Here is a 16,093-nt window from a genome sequence, read left to right as displayed (position 1 = left end):
AACGGCTCCCGAGGCGGCGCCCGTTCACGGCGCGGGCAGGCGATCGCAAGCGGTCGAGAACCGCGGGTGAGCCGATCTCACGCGCGACCAGCGATCCCGATCGCGGCGCAGGGTCGCGTCGAAGAACGCGGTGACCCGCTGGTTCGTCTCGCGCACCGTGTCGTCGCCGCGCTCGGTATCCTGCCCACGCGGCGTGAAATACGACAGAAGCGGCGTGATCGCGGGGATATCGGAGAAGCCGACATGCGTCACGCCAGCGACGCGCACCCGGCAGGAGGGACCGCGCAGGCGCGCGACAAAGGCATCCATGGCGTCTTCACGCGCCTCGTTCTCGATGAGCAGGAAGGGCTGCGTCACGCCGGACGTCGTCGCCTCGCCGTAGATGAGGCCGTCGATGTCGGCGCACGCTGCGACGCGGGCGTCGGTCCGACAGACCTCGGCAGCGGTCCCGCCTCCCAGCGAGAAGCCCAGCACGCCCACCTGCGCGGCGTCGAACCGTCGGGCGAGGATGTCGGGAATCCGCGAGGAGGTAGCGCCCGCCATGGTGTCGAGGAGGAACCGCACGTCGGCCGCGCGGACGCCGACCCAGAACGTCTTGGACGCCACGTCTTCGTCCGTCCCCTGATCGGGCACGCGCGCCTGGGACAGCGCGACGGCGCCGTCGGGGAACACCACAGCGGCCGCGTCATAGGTGTGCTCCAGCGCGATGACCACGTATCCCTGGCTCGCGAGCGCCTCGAGCGTCGTCGTGTTCAGGCTGGAGGAGAGGCGGTGGCCGTGCGAGAAGACGAGCAACGGCGCGCGATCGAGGGCGGGCGCGAAAGGCACGTTCTCGTGGGAGTGGCTCGATGCGTACGCGAGGTGGCTCGCGAAGAACGACGGCAGCCCGAACGTGCGGGATAACGCTGGTCCTGTCTGCACCACATCGGGCAGGTACCGCGCCCGGGGAGCGCTCGCGGCGCTCGCGTCCGCCGGATACCAGGCCTGCGCCATCAGGCGGCGAGGGCGCCCCGGCTCCGCCTCATCGGCGCGCGCCGGGTCTTCGAGCAAAAATCTGACGGTGCCCACGGGGTGCGGCCCCTCCGGCGACGGGAAAGAGGGCACCGGAAGGGACGCCGGCAAGATCACGGCGACGGACAGCGCGGCCGCCGCCAGCGCGACGCGCAGGGCGCGCAATACGCGCCGGATCGAGGAGACCTTGGCGCCTGCCCGAGGCGCCGTGCTCCGAAGAAACACGAGCGCGCCACAGGCCGCCGTGATGATGTAGGCGGGAAAGAGCTGCCATCGCGCCCCTTCGACAAGCGCCTGCAAGCCCATGAGGCCGGCGGTCGCGCCGAAGAGGACGCGGCGTGTTCGCACCGAGCCAGCTCGAAACGTCAGCGCGACGAGCGCGCCTGAGAGGGCGAGGAGCGAGACGATCTCAAGCAGGCGCACTCATCGGCTTTAGCAACCATGGGGGTTCTCCGCAATGCTGGCGACCTGACCGGTGATCGCGGTTGTTTCATGGGCGCCGGCCCCCGAGTCGACGGAGCTGCGGTCGCCGTTGCGGCGCCGGGCCCGAGGTGAATACAGTGGCCGCGTGATCCCCCCTCGCCAGGAGACTGTCTTGCTCCACCGTGCCCGCCCCCGCGCGCTCGCTCCAGGTCGCGCCCCCCTCTCGGCCTCGCTCCCTGCGCTCCTCGCCTGCGTAGCGGCCTGCGGCCCTGCCGCGCCGGCAAACGAGCCGGCCCAGCCGTCCGCAGCGCCCACGCCCGCCCCTGCCCCCGCGCTGCCCGCGCTGCCCGCGCCGGCGACGCCCGCCATCGACACGGCGCTCGGCGGCCGGCTCTTCGATAAATTCTATGGGAAAAAGCCCCCATTTTCGGCCTTCGTCCCCGATAGCTCGAAGACGAAAGGGGCACTCGATGGTCAAGGCGGTCCCTCGGGCAATGGGACGCTGAAGCTCGGCTCCGGGGAGGCGGTGAACAACGACGCCGGCCATGACTATCGGCTCAAGAACTTCTTCGGGTGGGATCTCAAGGGGCGCGAGGGCATCTATGGACCGAGCGCGATGGCGAAGGGATACGCCGTCTCGCGGAACCTCCTCGGGGGACGCGAGACGCAAGAGGAGCTCGTCCTCCTGTTCACGAAGGGGGATCGCGAGATCCCCGCGTACGGCGACGTGCTCACGCCCCCTCAGATCGAGGCCATGGCCGCGTTTGTGATCGGCGTCCGCGACGGCGCGCTCCCGCATCCCGACCAGATCTTCACGATCAAGCCGCCGGCTCAAGGGCATTACGCGCTCCTGCCGGGCGGCGACGCCGCCCGCGGGAAGGCTCACATCAAGGACCGCTGCTCCTCGTGCCACGGCGACGACGGGACGAAGGAGCTCTTCGACGACGGCGCCTACTCGCTCGGCTCGCACGCGCGGCAGAAGGCGTACGAGGACTGGCACAAGATCCTGAACGGGCAGCCGGGCTCGCCCATGGGCCGTCAGGTCCGCGGGAGCACAGGCAAGGAGATGGCGCAGGAGCTCCTCGACATCCTGGCAGCCCTCTGCGACCGCGGGGCGTTCCCTCCAGGAAAGGCGACGGCGAAAGATGTCGAGGACGGCGACGGGCGCTGCGGCGCCTATCTGAAATAGCCGGCGTGGGCCCCTGGTCGGCGCGCGGCACAGGCCGCCGCGAGGGCACCACGAGCGCGCCGCCCTCGACTCAGGTGCAATCGACAGCGGGCCCCCACGTCGGGTCGCGCGCGGGTGCTCCCGTTCGCGGAGGCGCGCGAGATCGCCGCACCCGAGGTAGCCCTCCAGGGCGGCGCCCCTGGTGATAGACTCTCTCTGCCATGCCCGCCTCCCCGTCCCGGCCCACCCTCTCGACGGCCGTCGCCGGCCGGGTGATCTCCTACGCCGCCTCGCGCGGCCTCCGCCCCGGTGATCTCCTCGCTCTTGCCGGCCTCTCGGCCGGGTCCCTGACCGACGCGGACGCGCGCATGCCGGTCACGTCCCTCGACGCCCTGTGGGCCCACGTCGTGCGCACGCTCGACGATCCCGGAGCGCCCATCCATTTCGCCGCGCAGAGGCGCCTGGAGGAGATGCACGTCATGGGCTTTGCGGTCATGACGAGCGAGAGCACCCGTGAGGCGCTCCGCCGTGTCGACCGTTACATGGTCCTCCTGATGGATACGCCGCGCTGGGAGACGGATACCACGACGGATCCGGACGCGCCCTTCGCCGAGCAGCACCGCTCACCCCGCTTCACGCTCGGCGCGCGCATCGCCGTGGAGTGCAACGTGGCAGTGTACGTCCGCTGTTTCCGCCACTGTGCAGGCGTCGAGTTCTCGCCGCTCCGGGTCACGTTCCGCCACGCCGCGCCGCGCGATCTCGCCGCGCACAGGGACTTCTTCCGTTGCCCCCTCGAGTTCGGCGCGCCGCGCGACGGCTTCGCCTTCCCTGCGTCCTTGCTGCAGGTCGTGCCTCGCGACGCGAATCCTGCCCTGAGCGCGTTCTTCTTCCGCCACGCGGAGGATCTTCGCCGCCATCGCGCCGTCGAGGCGTCGCGCATGTCCGATCGGGTGCGCGCCGCGGTCGCGCACCTCCTCGCCTCGGGCGAGCCTTCGGCCAGCGTCGTGGCGCGTCAGCTCGGGACGAGCGCGCGCACCCTGCGGCGGCACCTCGAGGAGGAGGGGACGACGCTCCGGCAGATCGTCGGCGACGTGCGCCGTCGGACCGCCGAGGAGCTGCTCCGCGAGAGCGACACCTCGATGTCCGAGATCGCCTTTCTGCTGGGATTCTCGGAGGTGACGGCCTTCGCGCGGGCCTTCAAGCGCTGGTCCGGCAGGACGCCTGGCCAGCTCCGCGAGGAGGCGCGGGGCGGCCGGGCGCCTCGCGCTGCCCCCACCGTGGAACGCAAGGCGAACGGCGCCTGACGGCTGGAGCGCCGCCTCGCGCTGGGCCGGGGCCCCGGGTGTCCAGCGCTGCCCGCCTCAGTAGGATATCTCGGCGGCGGCGATCTTCTCTCTCGCTGCCTCCCACGACAGCGGGAGATCGCCCGCGCCGACGGTCCAGTGGGTCACGACGCCGTGGACGCTGACGTCGGTCCCCACGCCCATCGCCGCCACGTGCGCGTCCGATATCACGAACTTCCCCATCGCCTCCTCGTCCTCCCACACCGTCACCGTGCGCGCATAGCCGCACTTCGCCGACGTCCCCAGCGAGAAGCCGATGAGCCCTTCCTGCGCTGGCAGCTGCGAGAGGATGGGCGTCATCACCTCGCCGAATCGCCGCTGCGACGCCTCGTCGGTCTTGAGCCACAGCAAGGTGGACGAAGTAACATAGGTGTCCTGCGCGGCGCCCGTGAGCGCCCCGTCCTTGAACCCCGGCCCGCCGAACGGCGAGCTCTCCAGGTCGTCGTCTGTGCACGTGAACTCCGAGGCGGCGGTCGGCGCACCCGAGCCGCCGCTCGGTTCATCCGGTGTTCCCGCCTCGTCCTCCGAGCTGCAGGCCGGGGCGAGCGCGGCGGCTAGGGCGACCAGCACGACGCGCGAGAGGGCGGAATCGACTCGAAACATGGTTGACCTCATGACAGGCAAGATGGTGATTTGGGTGGATGCGAATCAGCGCTCGTCGGCGCGCGAGACCACGCCGAAGACGAGCACAGGGAAGGTCCGCTGCAGGCGGCGAGAAGCGAACTCCGTGCGCCGGCCGAAGCTCCTGACCGAGACGCGCGCGCCGACCGGATGCCCGCCGCCGAGCGTCACGGCCCACATCGGGCCGCCGCTGTCCGGCCGCACGGCGAGGTAGGTGTAGCTCCCTGCGCGGAGCCGCTCCTCGACCGTTCCGATCACCGGCGCGAGATCGCCAACCGATCTCGAGAGAGCGCCGAGCGGGCTGCCGGGCGGGGCGTGATCAGCGGTCATCCCCTCGGCGTGCGTCCGAGGACGTGCGATGGCGTGGAGGCCCAGCCAGCCTCCGCCGGCCAGAAGCCCGGTGAGCAGGGCAGCGGCCAGGAGGCTGCGCGCCCGCGGGAGGCGCGAGGTGCGATGAGCGGCGAGCGACATGCCGGGAGGTTAAGCGCCGCGGCCGCCGCCGGCCTTTGCCCTTCTGGCCAAGTTGTTGACCCGCTCGGCCACGGCTCCGCCGCGGCGCCGGGCGGCCCGGAGCCGGCCGGGCCAAGCGCTTCAGGTCACGGAATCGACGTCCGGCGAGCTTCGCAGCTCGCCCACGAGCGTTCGAGGCGGCGCCGGGCGGCGCAATCGTCGAAAAGGCGTCGTCGGCCGCCCGGCGTGCCTCTTGCAACGCTCGCAACGAACGCCAGCCCGGCCGGCGCATGTGACCGCCATGCCGAGCGATCCCGAAAGCCCCGAGAGGCGCGGGGCGCGCTTGACAGCTTTCGTACCGGCCACGATAATTTTGGCCCCCGCGACGACTTGGCCTGGGGGGACAGGAGGCGGACGTGGTCTGGACGATTACCGCGGAGAAGAAGTACGAGAAGCAGCTCTCGAAGGCGGGGCTCATGAGCTCCGAGGAAACAAAGCTCAACGAGTGGCTCGCCCTCGTGCCGAGCAGAGGTCCGTTCGCCGCCGCCACGGAGCTGCACATCAAGTGCACGAAGCTCCATGGTGGGGGGGACCAGTGGGAGATCTATCTGGGGAGTTACAACCGCATGTCCTTCACGGTGAATGGGTTCGAGCAAGTCGAGCTGCTAGCCGTCGGGCACACCTGAAGCTCCGCGGGCCTCGCCATCGAGGCCGCTGAAGTCGCCGCGCGAGGTCGAATGCGGTCGGCATGCGCCTGCCACCGGACTTGCCTCCTGAGGCCGAGCTATCGCCGGCCGGCGAGCTCGTCGGCGCCGTTCCAGGATGACCTTCTCCCGATTGCCGCTCTTCGAGCGGAGCGTCCCCCCACGAACGACGCTCGCCCGCCGTCCGAGACCGTGGAGCGCGACGACGACGCTCGCCTTGCACCACGTCGCGCCCTCGTGTGATAATCCGCTGGGACTATACACATGGCCAAGCACGTCGTGCGCGCTGGCGACTGCATCGAGAGCATCGCCGACGCCCATGGTTTCTACTGGGAGGTGGTCTGGAATCACCCGAACAACGCGGCGCTACGGAAGCTGCGCGGTGATCCGGTGACGCTCGTCCCGGGCGACGAGGTCTTCGTGCCCCCGCTGCGCCCGAAGACCGTCGAGTGCGCGACCGAGGCGAGGCACACCTTCCGCCGCAAGGGCGTGCCGTCCAAGCTGCGCGTGCAGCTGCTGGACCTCGCCGGACGGCCGCGTGGTGGGGTCGACTACGCGCTGACCATCGAGTCGGACGAGCGCGCGGGCTCGACCGACGGCGACGGGTGGATCGACGAATGGCTGCCGCCCCGAGCGCGCAAGGCAACACTGAAGATCCCGCCCCGGGGTGACGAACCCGAGGAGACCTACGAGCTCGAGATTGGCCACCTCCGACCGGCCGATGATCTGGAGGGAATCCAGGCGCGGCTGCGCAACCTGGGGTGGTACGAGGGCCCCCTCAACGGAGAGCTCGACGGCCCGACCGCCGAGGCGCTCCAGGCCGTCCAGGCCGCAGAGGGCCTCGTTCCGACCGGAGAGCTCGACGACGATACAAGATCCCGCCTGCGGGATGCCTACGGGGGCTGAGCCGGCATGCTGTGGACCGACATCACGATCGTCGACGGCGGGAAGCACACCGGCGACCAGGCGCGCGCGTACATGGCGCAGCGGTATCCCGGGCTCGTCGATGGGCCGTCGAACAAGTCGATCACCCTGAAGGTGGAGGGCAAGTGGCTGTTCGGGGTCAAGGCCATCGAGCACCTCGAGTCGCTGCTCGGTCCCAAGCTCAAGCACAACCGAAAGACGACCTACGGCTTCAGCATGCCAGTGGTCAAGCCGGTGCGGCGACGAATGCAGAACGTCATCGCGCCGCCCAAGCCGAAGCTCCAGGTCACGATCGAGATCGGCGACATCGATGGCCTGTTCGAGCCGATGGGCGTGGGCTCCCCACCGGCCGACGTGGGCGTGCGGCAGCGCCTGCAGGTGCTCGGCTATTTCTATGCGCCGCTCTCATTGCCCAAAGCGGGCCGCCTCGACCAGTGGGCGACCGACTCATGGGCCTACTTCAAGCGGGTGCACGAGACCGCGGCAAGAAAGGCGCTGTCGGACGCCGAGCTCAGGGCCCTGCTCAAGCAGGAGATCGAGGCCCACCTCCTCGCCGCCTCGCTCCCGACCAGCGGGCAGATCCTGGCGAAATCGACCCTGCCCCGCACGGGTTCGGCGGCCGCGATCCGGGTGCCCGGCGGATTCCGCTCCACCAAGGGAGCCGCCTCCGGGCTGTTCACCGGCGACCACGTCTACAACGGCGGAAAGGACTCGGCCGTCGGGGCGAAGTACGAGTACACGGTCGGCGCCGATCGCCACGCGCTCGAATCGCTCGTCTACACCGACAATCCGATGCTCGGGAAGATCCCGCTCCTCGTCAAGGTCACCAAGGTGGTAGGGAGCGACGCCCCCGTTCCCGTCCAGGGTGCCAAGGTGATCGTGCAGCTCGTGGATCCAGACCTCGACACCCAGGGGCCCCTGGAGGCGCCGCCGGCCCCGGACAAGGTGATGGATTACGGGCGCGACTGCGCGCTGTGGACCAACTCCGCGCGTCCGCCGGTACCGGTGCAACCCGCGCAGCTGTGGAAGCCACGGATCCCGGATCTCGGCGAGGGGCTGCTGGCGGCGGAGTACGTCGCGGTGCACAAGCTCGTCACCAAGGCGGATGCCCAGGCGAGCACCGGCTCGATCAACCCATGGATCGACACCTGGGCTCCGGCGGCGCCGCTCCCCGACGCGCACGCCGACGCGCCCGCGCCCGAGCCGAGTTGGGGCGCAGTGAAGGCGTGGTGGACCGGGGAGGCCACGCGACCGTACCCCGGCCTGCGCCCGCACATGAACGCCGCCGCCAAGACGGTGGCGGCGCGCATCCTCGCGTCCAAGCCACCGAGCGAGTTCACCGGCCGGGGGCAGCGCAAGTTCATCAAGGACATGGAGGATGCGCTGGTGAGCGCCGCGACAGTCCCCACCGATCCGCAGCGCCGCAACGTGCCGGAGACGTGGTGTGGCAAGGCGGAGTCGGCCGACGGCATCAAGGCCGTCCTCGACGTGCCGGCGGCCGACGTCGATGGCTTCCACACCAAGCGCCCGTCGCAGACCGTCGACCATGGGACGATCGCCCACGCCACGCTGCCGGACGATGCAAGGAAGTACCCGCACGCGGTGCAATGCGTCACGAACGCCAAGGGGCTCGGCGGCACGATCTTTAAGCCCTCGCGCTGCGGCGGCGATCGATACAGGCTGAAGGTGACGCTCGAGGAGAGCTGGCTCGCCGCGCAGAACGCGTCGCCCGAGAGCGTGACCACCGTCGAGACCGGCACGCTCATCGTGTGGCGCAACGTGCGGATCCACAAGCACGTCAAGCTCGACCACAAGACGTCGGGCGACTGGAGCGCGGACGTGCTCGGCCTGGTGAGGCACGGGAACCCGAGCCGGCTCACGGCCCCTCTGTTCGTGGCGATGAAGCTCGATGACGCCATGGTCGACGCCGCCATCTTGCCGTCGACCCCGCGCGAGCAGCCGTACCCGGCCACGACCACGGCCAAGCCGGCCAGTGCGGCGGCGCCGGCCGCAGAGCAATGGCGCCCGGTCGCCACCGCCAGTTCGTCGTTCCCCGACCAGCTCCGGTGGGCCTACTGCGAGGTGATCCAGGACTGTACGCGGATCGAGACGATCGACCCCGCCCACCTCGACCGCGCGCTGGACGTTGGCGCGAGGTCGTTTGACCAGAGCGGTCGCTTCAAGAAGAAGGTGCACTGGCCGACGATGATCCTCAAGGACGCGACGTCGCCGTTCCTCATCCCCCTGCGCGCCCACACCGACTACAACGCGCGCAAGCCGGGCGGCGCCGGCCTCGCCAACCTCGCCATGGACTACGACGAGGATGGCGAGTACGGGCTCGCGGGCTGGGCCCTCGTGGAGGGCGTGATCGAGAGCCTCGCGGACGGGGGGCTGATGCCCGGGCTCACCTTCATCCAGGCGCCGTGGGGTGCATCGTGGCATCACAAGCTCCACGACGTGGGGCAGGACCTTGTCACCAGCGGATTCGGGGCGGCCAGCGGAGCTCTGCTCACCTGCACCAGCGGCACCTACTATCCGAACTTCATCTATCCGGCGACCTCCAACGGCATACACGAGCTGGGTCACGTGCTCATGCTGTGCCACCAGGACTGGCCCTCGGGCACCGGTGGCTCCGATGCCAAGATGCACCAGCCGCCGCCCGCGGCGAAGCTCGCGACGCCGGCTCCGAACGACGTCGTCTGCGTCATGAGCTATGCTGGCTGCTACGGCGAGCTGTGCGGGCGTTGCCTGCTCTCGCTGCGCGGCTGGGCGGTCAAGAGCAACACCTTCGGCACCGGGGCTTGAGGCGCAGCGCATGTCGGTCCACGTACGGCTCGAGCTCGAACCTCCGGTGCTGCGCTGGCCGCAGCTGCCCGCGTGCCGCGTGACGCTGGTCAACGACGGCGGCGAGGCGCTGCGGGACATCAACGTCGAGGATCCACGCGGCCGCGCGGCGCTGGAGCTCACCGATCTGGCGACGGGAGAGCAGACCGAGATCTCGGCGCCGATCCTCGACCCCTCGGTATTCCTGCTCAGCGAGCCGCGCTCCCTGGAGCCCGGTGCCCAGCTCGAGGACGCGTTCTACCTCGGACGCCGGCTGTCCTTGCCTCGACCCGGGCGCTATCGACTCCGGGCCCGCTTCCGGTGGGACGACGGAGAGGCGCGATCGGACGCCGTGCCATTCGAGGTACAGGCGGCTCCCGCGGCTGCGCTCGCCGTGGAGCCCGAGCGCGGCGGACCGATGAGCGCGCTGGTCTGCGCCTGGAACGATCGCGACGCGGGGACGATGCGCCTGACCTCGATCGCCCAGCAGCCCGCGCCGACGGCCGGGCACACCGTCGATCTCGCGCGGGCCGCGGCGCTCGCTGCCCCGATCCTCTCGGTGCCCGCCGATCGCTTGCCCGGGCGCCAGTACGTCGCCTGGATCGTCGATCGCGAGCTCGGCTACGCCGTCCACGAGCATGGCGCGATCGAGCGCGGCCAGCTCGACCTGCAGGCGTCCGACTGGCGGCTCATCGGCCCGGCGTGCGAGCTCTCCACGGAGGCACCCGGGGCCCCCGATGCCGAGCTCCTGCTCTTGCGCGACGAGGGCTCCCGGTGGCGGCTGCGGGCGATTCGCCTGGTCCAGGCCGCCGTGCTGGGGGCGGACGTGGTGGTTTCCGGGCCGGCCCCCACCTGGGCGCGCGTTGTGCCTCGCTCCGATGGCGAGCGCCGGGTCTTCGTGGTGACCAGCGCGAGCGGCGCCACCTCGCTGTTGCGGGGGAGCTGGACCCCCGGCCGCGGCCCCACGCGGCTCTGCGCCGCGATCGAGGGCCCCGGCCAGCTGCTCGCCGCCGCGGCGCAGCTCGGGGCAGGCGGGTGCTCGTATGGTGCGGCCCTCGTCGCGGTGGCCACCCCGCGCGGCCGGCTCCACGCCCTGTGGTCGTGGTCGCTCGCCGAGGACGACGCGTTCGCCCACAAGACCACGGAGCTGACGTGCCTGGCCGATGCCTCCGTCGACGAGGCGTTCGTCGCCGTCGATCAGCGCGGGGGCGCGGCGGTGCTCGCGCGGCGCGCGGAGGCGTGGTCCTTCGTCGACGCCGGCCGGCCCGACGTGGCCGGCCCGGCGCCCGCGCTGGCATCGCCGCTGCAGCTCTCGTTCCTGCGCGGCCGAACGCCGGTCGTCGTGTACGCCGAGCCCGATCAGGGCCTGTTCGTGCGCCCGCTCGTCGACCTGCCTCCCTTCGTCCCGCCCACCTAGCCTGGATCGACAAGCGGGCTGAAAACGCCTGAAGAAAGCGGAATTTCGAAGCGCCGTTGCACGCCGCGCGCGGATGCTAGGGTGGCGCTCATGTCGAACGTGCTCCGAGCGACGCTCCTGAGCCTCTTCGGCAGCCTCGCTCTCGGCTGTGCGTCCCCGGGCCCGCCCGCCACGACGGCGACGCCCTCGACGCCCGCAGATCTCGTGATCTCGGCCGGCGTCGTCCGGACGATGGACCCCGCGAAGCCGCGCGCCGAGGCGGTCGCCGTGCGCGGCGAGCGGATCGTCTTCGTGGGCAGCGCGGCCGACACGAAGGCCTTCGTCGGGCCGGGGACGCGCGTCGTGGAGCTGCCGGGGCGCGCCGTCGTGCCCGGGCTCGTCGACGGACATGGCCATCTCTACGGCCTAGGGATCGCGCTGGAGACGCTGAGCGTGCGCGGCACGAAGAGCGCGGAGGAGGCGGCGGCGGTCGTCGCCGAGGCGGCGAAGGCCCGCGCGAGGGGCGAGTGGATCACCGGGCGCGGCTGGGACCAGAACCTCTGGCCGGGCGCCGCGTTCCCCACGCACGCCCCGCTCGACGCGGCGGCGCCGGAGCATCCGGTGGCGTTGCGCCGCGTCGACGGGCACGCGCTCTGGGCGAACGCGGCGGCGATGCGCGCGGCCGGGGTCGGCAAAGACACGCAGGATCCGCCGGGCGGGCGCATCCTGCGCGACGCGGCGGGCGAGCCGACAGGCGTCTTCGTCGACAACGCGATGGGCCTCGTCGAGGCCCAGATCCCGGCCGACCCGCCCGCCGTGCGCGAGCGGCGCATCCTGCGCGCGGCCGAGGAGGCGCTCTCGTCCGGGCTCACGGGCGTGCACGAGATGGGCATCGACGACGAGACCGTGGCGGTCTACCGCGCGCTCGCCGCCGCCGGGCGGCTGCCGATCCGCGTCCACGCCTACCTCGCCGGCGAGGGGAGGCTCGAGGGGCTCGGGGGGCGCGCGCCCGACGTGGACGCGACGGGCACCGCGATGTTCGTGCTGCGCGGGGTCAAGCTCTACGCCGACGGCGCGCTCGGCTCGCGCGGCGCGGCGCTCCTCGAGCCGTACGCGGACGAGCCCTCGACGAAGGGGCTCCTGCTGATGGATCGCGAGGCGCTCGCGCGCGCGGCGCGTCTCGTCGCGGACGCGGGCTTCCAGCTCGCCGTGCACGCGATCGGCGACCGCGCCAACCGCGCCGTGCTCGACGCGCTCGACGCGCTCGGCCCGGGGCGGGCGGCGGCGCTGCGGTTCCGGGTGGAGCACGCGCAGATCGTCTCGCCCGACGATCTGCCGCGCTTCTCGGCGCTCGGCGTCATCGCCTCGATGCAGCCGACGCACGCGACGAGCGACATGCCGTGGGCGCCCGCGCGGCTCGGCGCCCATCGCCTGAAGGGCGCTTACGCCTGGCGGTCGCTGCTCTCGTCGGGCGCGCGCGTCGTGTTCGGCTCGGATTTCCCGGTGGAGGAGGTCTCGCCGCTGCTCGGCCTCCACGCGGCCGTGACCCGGCAGGATCTCGCGGGCCAGCCCCCGGGCGGGTGGATGCCCGCGGAGCGGCTCGACCTCGACGAGGCGCTCCTGGCCTTCACCGCGGCGCCCGCGTACGCGGCCTTCGCCGAGGGCCAGAGGGGCCGGATCGCGCCCGGCTACGTGGCCGATCTGACGGTCCTCGGCCGCGATCTCTCGCCCGATCGCTCGCTCGTCGACACGCCGATCGACATGGTGGTCGTGGGCGGTCGCGTGGCGCGCGCGCCGGCCCCGCGGTGAGCGGCGCGCGCGGCGCTTCGTCCGGACCGCCGCCGTTGCGGCCGGCGACCCCGCTCGCCTGCGCTCGAACGTCAGGGAACCTGCTCGAGGAACCACCGCAGATCGGCCTCAGAAGGTGCCGACTTCGCCGAGCAGCGTCCCGTGCTCGCTCAGGTAGACATGGCCCCGAGGGGTCGACTCGCCCGCCTCCCAGCGCGATTCGACGGAGAGCTCGAAGGCGCCGCTGCACCCCGTGCAGCTGTCCCCCGACCCACCCCCGGCGTACACGTCCGGGAACGGGTTCTCGTCGAAGGAGAAGAACAAGCGAAGGTGCGTGGCCCCGTCGTCGCCCCGATGGAGCGCCCCGCGCTGTTCGTGGTGGAGAACGCCGTCGGCGCTCGATAGATGCCCGAGCACGAGGATCTGCAGATACGCGTCGGCACACGCGCTGCTGCGGTCGATGTACGCCACCACCGGTGAGCTCTCGGTGTCGGCGGCGAGAGACCAGCTCACGGCGCTCGTCGTTCCGTTGGCCCATGCCACATCGAAGCTCCCGGACCCGCCTGTCGCATCGATGGCCTCCTGGCCGCTCACACCGAGGGGCGTCGGGTCGGTGAGGTCATGCTCCACGAACTGACCCGCCACCTCCGGGAACGAGTCGCAGGGATCGGAGGCGACCTCCCCCGTCTGTCCCCCGGCGTGAGCGCACCCCACGAGCAGCCCCACCAGCAGCCAGCAAGCCAATCGTACGTTCATCGACGCCTCCTTCGCCATCCACCTGTCGCAGCGCAGGAGCCAGCGCAAGCACCGCGTAGCGCAAATACGCATTATCTATCGCGCTGTTATGCTAGCATCGATGCATATATGCGATACAAGAGCGCGCAGTACGATGAAATCGCAAAGGATTTCTGCCGAGCGCTCCGCGGCCAACGCTCGCAGCGGCAGCTGAGCGTCCGGCTCGGGTACGGCACGAACGTCGCCTTCGGCTGGGAGTCCGGGCGGCGCTTTCCCACGTTCCCGACCCTGCTGCGCGTCGCGGCGTACAACGGCGTCGACGTCCATCGGGCGCTCTCGGATTTCGTGCGCCAGGAGTCGGCCCTCGGCCCGGACGTCGCCCCCTCCGACCCGGCCCTCACGGCCACCCTCTTTCAGGTCGTCAAGGGGGGCCTGAGCAACGCCGAGATCGGCGCCCGTATCGGGCGCAGCGCGTCCCAGGTGTCGCGCTTCATCGCGGGCACATCCCAGCCCCGGCTCCCCGACGTGCTGGCCCTGGTCGACGCGACAACCGACAGGCTCCTCGACTTCCTCGCCCTCTTCGTCCACCCGGGCCAGCTGCCCTCGGTGGCGCGCGACTTCCGCGTGCTCGAGGAGCGCCGCCGGATCGCGACGGAGCTCCCCTGGTCTCACGCCGTCCTGCGCGTCCTCGAGCTCGCGAGCTACGCGGCCCTCCCCTGCCACGACGACGCCTGGGTCGCCGCTCGCCTCCGGCTCCCGGACGACGAGGTGCGCGCGTGCCTCGAAGCCCTGTCGCGGGCGGGCCTGGTCCGGTGGCGCGAGGGCCGGTACGCCGCCACGGCCGAGACGGTAGACATGACCCGAGGCGCCGCCGAGCCGCGACAACGATTGAAATCGCACTGGCTCGACGTCGCCGCGCGCCGGCAGCGTCGCGGCGATCCGGGCCTGTATTCCTACAACCTGGTCAGCGTCGCGCGCTGTGACCTCGAGCGGCTGCGCGCCTTGCATGTGCGGTATTTCCACGAGCTCCGCCAGATCGTGTCGGATTCGCGCGAGCCGGATTGCGTCGCGCTGGTGGCGATGCAGCTCTTCGAGCTCGGCGCGTGAGGCACGGATCGGGCAACTCGGGGCCTCGACCGACGCCTGTCCATGGGACTGGCCTTCCAGCGGAAACGAAAGCAGGAGTGAACCGCATGCTTGCACGTTACCAGATCGTTCGCGGGCGCCGTCAGGAGGGAGATCCGCTGCCAGAAGGGAGACGGTACGACACGCGCAAACACACGCAGCACATCCTGAGGCCCACCCAGGAGATCGTCGAAGAGTTCCTGTCCGACCCTTCTCAAGCAGGCTTCAAGCGGTTTCGCGCCGCCTACATCGCGGTGCTCGATGAGCGGTTTGCGGAGCAACCGGGGCGCTTCGACGCGCTGGCGCAGGAGGCCCGGCAAGGTGACGTCTTCCTCGGCTGCAACTGCCCCACGGCTCGCCAACCGGACGTTCGGCACTGCCACACGTGGCTGGCCCTGGAGTACTTCGCCCGCAAGTACCCGGACCTGGACGTGAGGTTCGGTGCACGGTGAGAGGGGATCAGGCGTGATGGATCGGTGTGGCAGGTCGGCGGACCGCGAGCGGCTCACCTGCGGGCGAGCGCGGCGACGCCGCTGAGCGCGAGCGCAAGCCCCCACTGCGCGCAGCGCGACCTTGTCCGCGCGGCCAGGCTGGATTTTCACAGGACACAGGAGGAGATCGGCTGACGCAGGGCCGATCTGGCGCCGATCCGGGGAACGCGACCTGGAGCGAAGCCCCTGCCCACCCGGGGACCGGGGGTCAGCGACCGTGTCGGGAGCGAGCTGAAGTAGGGCCATTTTGGTGAAAATCCAGGCTAGCTCGCCGCGCCCGATCTGGGCTAGGGTGCGCGGCATGGATCTCGCCCGCGAGCCGACCCCGCCCGTATCCGGGGTATTCGTCGTGCTCGCGCTGAGCGCGCCACCCAGCGACCTGGGCCCATGACAGCGGCCCATGGAGTCTCGACCATGAACGAACTCTCCGACAACCGAAGCGCGAGGCGCCATCCGGGCCCTCGCTCCTGGCCCGGCGCCCATCGCGTGTCGCGGCGACCCACGGCCCTCGGGCCTCGCCTCGCCCTTGCCCTGCTCGTGGGCGTGAGCCTTGGCTCGGCGGCCTGCGGCGGCATCACCGCGTTCGAAGGGGGGCGGGCGTTCACCGTCGTCGGCCAGCCGCCCCCGCCGCCCCCGCCCCCGCCGCCCGAGAAGAAGCGCGTGGAGGTGACAGCGGACAAGATCGTCATCAACGAGAAGATCCTCTTCGAGCACAACAAGGCGGGGATCCGGGTGGAGTCGCACAGCCTGCTCAACGAGGTCGTCGACACGATCAAGAAGCACCCGCATATCAAGAAGATCGCCATCGAGGGGCACGCGAGCGCCGACGGTGCGGACGAGCACAACCTGAAGCTCTCGGATCGCCGCTCGAAGGCCGTGATGGAGTTCCTCGTCCAGCACGGGATCCCTCAGAGCATGCTCACCGCCAAGGGCTTCGGCGAGACAAAGCCCATCGCGGACAACGAGTCGGAGGAGGGGCGTGAGAAGAACCGCCGGGTCGAGTTCAACATCGTCGAGCAGGACACCGCGAAGGCCGCGGGGGAGGGGCAGTAGATGCTGATCCGGGGTCGATCCACGAACGCTGCTCCCGG

14 protein-coding genes are annotated in these 16,093 nt (G+C 71.0%); 10 read left to right on the top strand and 4 right to left on the bottom strand.

The features are described 5' to 3' along the window. Positions 1–24: 24 nt before the first annotated feature. Positions 25–1,434 (bottom strand): alpha/beta hydrolase family protein, encoded by a 1,410-nt coding sequence (locus WMF36_RS44080; RefSeq protein ID WP_437576854.1) that lies wholly within the window; start codon positions 1,432–1,434, stop codon positions 25–27. 172 nt (positions 1,435–1,606) lie between these two features. On the opposite strand from WMF36_RS44080, the gene WMF36_RS44075 reads away from it, so the two are divergent. Both WMF36_RS44075 and WMF36_RS44070 read left to right on the top strand, forming a co-directional pair. After that, the gene (locus tag WMF36_RS44075; RefSeq protein WP_437576853.1) at positions 1,607–2,623 is read left to right on the top strand and encodes a hypothetical protein; all 1,017 of its coding nucleotides are present in this window, start codon (positions 1,607–1,609) and stop codon (positions 2,621–2,623) included. 200 nt (positions 2,624–2,823) lie between these two features. Beyond that, positions 2,824–3,906, top strand: a complete 1,083-nt coding sequence (locus WMF36_RS44070) for an AraC family transcriptional regulator (RefSeq protein WP_437576852.1) — start codon at positions 2,824–2,826, stop codon at positions 3,904–3,906. A 57-nt stretch (positions 3,907–3,963) separates the two neighbouring features. On the opposite strand, the gene WMF36_RS44065 is transcribed toward WMF36_RS44070, so the two are convergent. Together WMF36_RS44065 and WMF36_RS44060 are read right to left on the bottom strand one after the other, a co-directional pair. After that, positions 3,964–4,548: a hypothetical protein gene (locus WMF36_RS44065; RefSeq protein ID WP_437576851.1), complete on the bottom strand. Its 585-nt coding sequence runs from the start codon at positions 4,546–4,548 to the stop codon at positions 3,964–3,966. Between the two features lie 45 nt (positions 4,549–4,593). Further along, the gene (locus WMF36_RS44060; protein ID WP_437576849.1) at positions 4,594–4,824 is read right to left on the bottom strand and encodes a hypothetical protein; all 231 of its coding nucleotides are present in this window, start codon (positions 4,822–4,824) and stop codon (positions 4,594–4,596) included. Positions 4,825–5,432: 608 nt separating this feature from the next. Between WMF36_RS44060 and WMF36_RS44055 the strand changes: the two genes are divergently transcribed. The 5 genes from WMF36_RS44055 (at position 5,433) to WMF36_RS44035 (ending at position 12,672) form a co-directional block, all read left to right on the top strand. After that, positions 5,433–5,702 (top strand): hypothetical protein, encoded by a 270-nt coding sequence (locus tag WMF36_RS44055; RefSeq protein ID WP_437576847.1) that lies wholly within the window; start codon positions 5,433–5,435, stop codon positions 5,700–5,702. Positions 5,703–5,984: 282 nt separating this feature from the next. Next, positions 5,985–6,626: a peptidoglycan-binding protein gene (locus WMF36_RS44050; protein WP_437576846.1), complete on the top strand. Its 642-nt coding sequence runs from the start codon at positions 5,985–5,987 to the stop codon at positions 6,624–6,626. 6 nt (positions 6,627–6,632) lie between these two features. Further along, on the top strand, positions 6,633–9,449 hold the full coding sequence (locus WMF36_RS44045; protein WP_437576845.1) for a hypothetical protein: 2,817 nt from the start codon (positions 6,633–6,635) through the stop codon (positions 9,447–9,449). Positions 9,450–9,459: 10 nt separating this feature from the next. Continuing rightward, the gene (locus tag WMF36_RS44040; RefSeq protein WP_437576844.1) at positions 9,460–10,884 is read left to right on the top strand and encodes a hypothetical protein; all 1,425 of its coding nucleotides are present in this window, start codon (positions 9,460–9,462) and stop codon (positions 10,882–10,884) included. Between the two features lie 90 nt (positions 10,885–10,974). Beyond that, entirely contained in the window at positions 10,975–12,672 is a 1,698-nt protein-coding gene (locus tag WMF36_RS44035; protein WP_437576843.1) for an amidohydrolase, read from the top strand. Positions 12,673–12,780: 108 nt separating this feature from the next. Here the strand turns inward: WMF36_RS44035 and WMF36_RS44030 are convergent, their stop codons facing one another. Further along, positions 12,781–13,407, bottom strand: a complete 627-nt coding sequence (locus WMF36_RS44030) for a hypothetical protein (RefSeq protein WP_437576842.1) — start codon at positions 13,405–13,407, stop codon at positions 12,781–12,783. A 108-nt stretch (positions 13,408–13,515) separates the two neighbouring features. Here WMF36_RS44030 and WMF36_RS44025 point away from each other — a divergent pair, with 108 nt between their 5' ends. From WMF36_RS44025 to WMF36_RS44015, 3 genes are all read left to right on the top strand, one after another. Further along, complete coding sequence (locus WMF36_RS44025; protein ID WP_437576841.1) at positions 13,516–14,493, top strand: DUF4423 domain-containing protein; 978 nt, start codon at positions 13,516–13,518, stop codon at positions 14,491–14,493. An 86-nt stretch (positions 14,494–14,579) separates the two neighbouring features. Then, complete coding sequence (locus WMF36_RS44020; RefSeq protein WP_437576840.1) at positions 14,580–14,963, top strand: hypothetical protein; 384 nt, start codon at positions 14,580–14,582, stop codon at positions 14,961–14,963. Between the two features lie 582 nt (positions 14,964–15,545). Beyond that, a complete protein-coding gene (locus WMF36_RS44015) occupies positions 15,546–16,055 on the top strand; it encodes an OmpA family protein (RefSeq protein ID WP_437576839.1) in 510 nt (169 codons plus the stop codon). Positions 16,056–16,093 lie beyond the last annotated feature (38 nt).

This window comes from Sorangium sp. So ce887 (genome assembly GCF_051521455.1).
Taxonomy (GTDB): Bacteria; Myxococcota_A; Polyangia; order Polyangiales; family Polyangiaceae; genus Sorangium.
The sequence above is the reverse complement of the archived record's forward strand: the minus strand, read 5'-3'. Positions and strand labels throughout refer to the sequence as shown.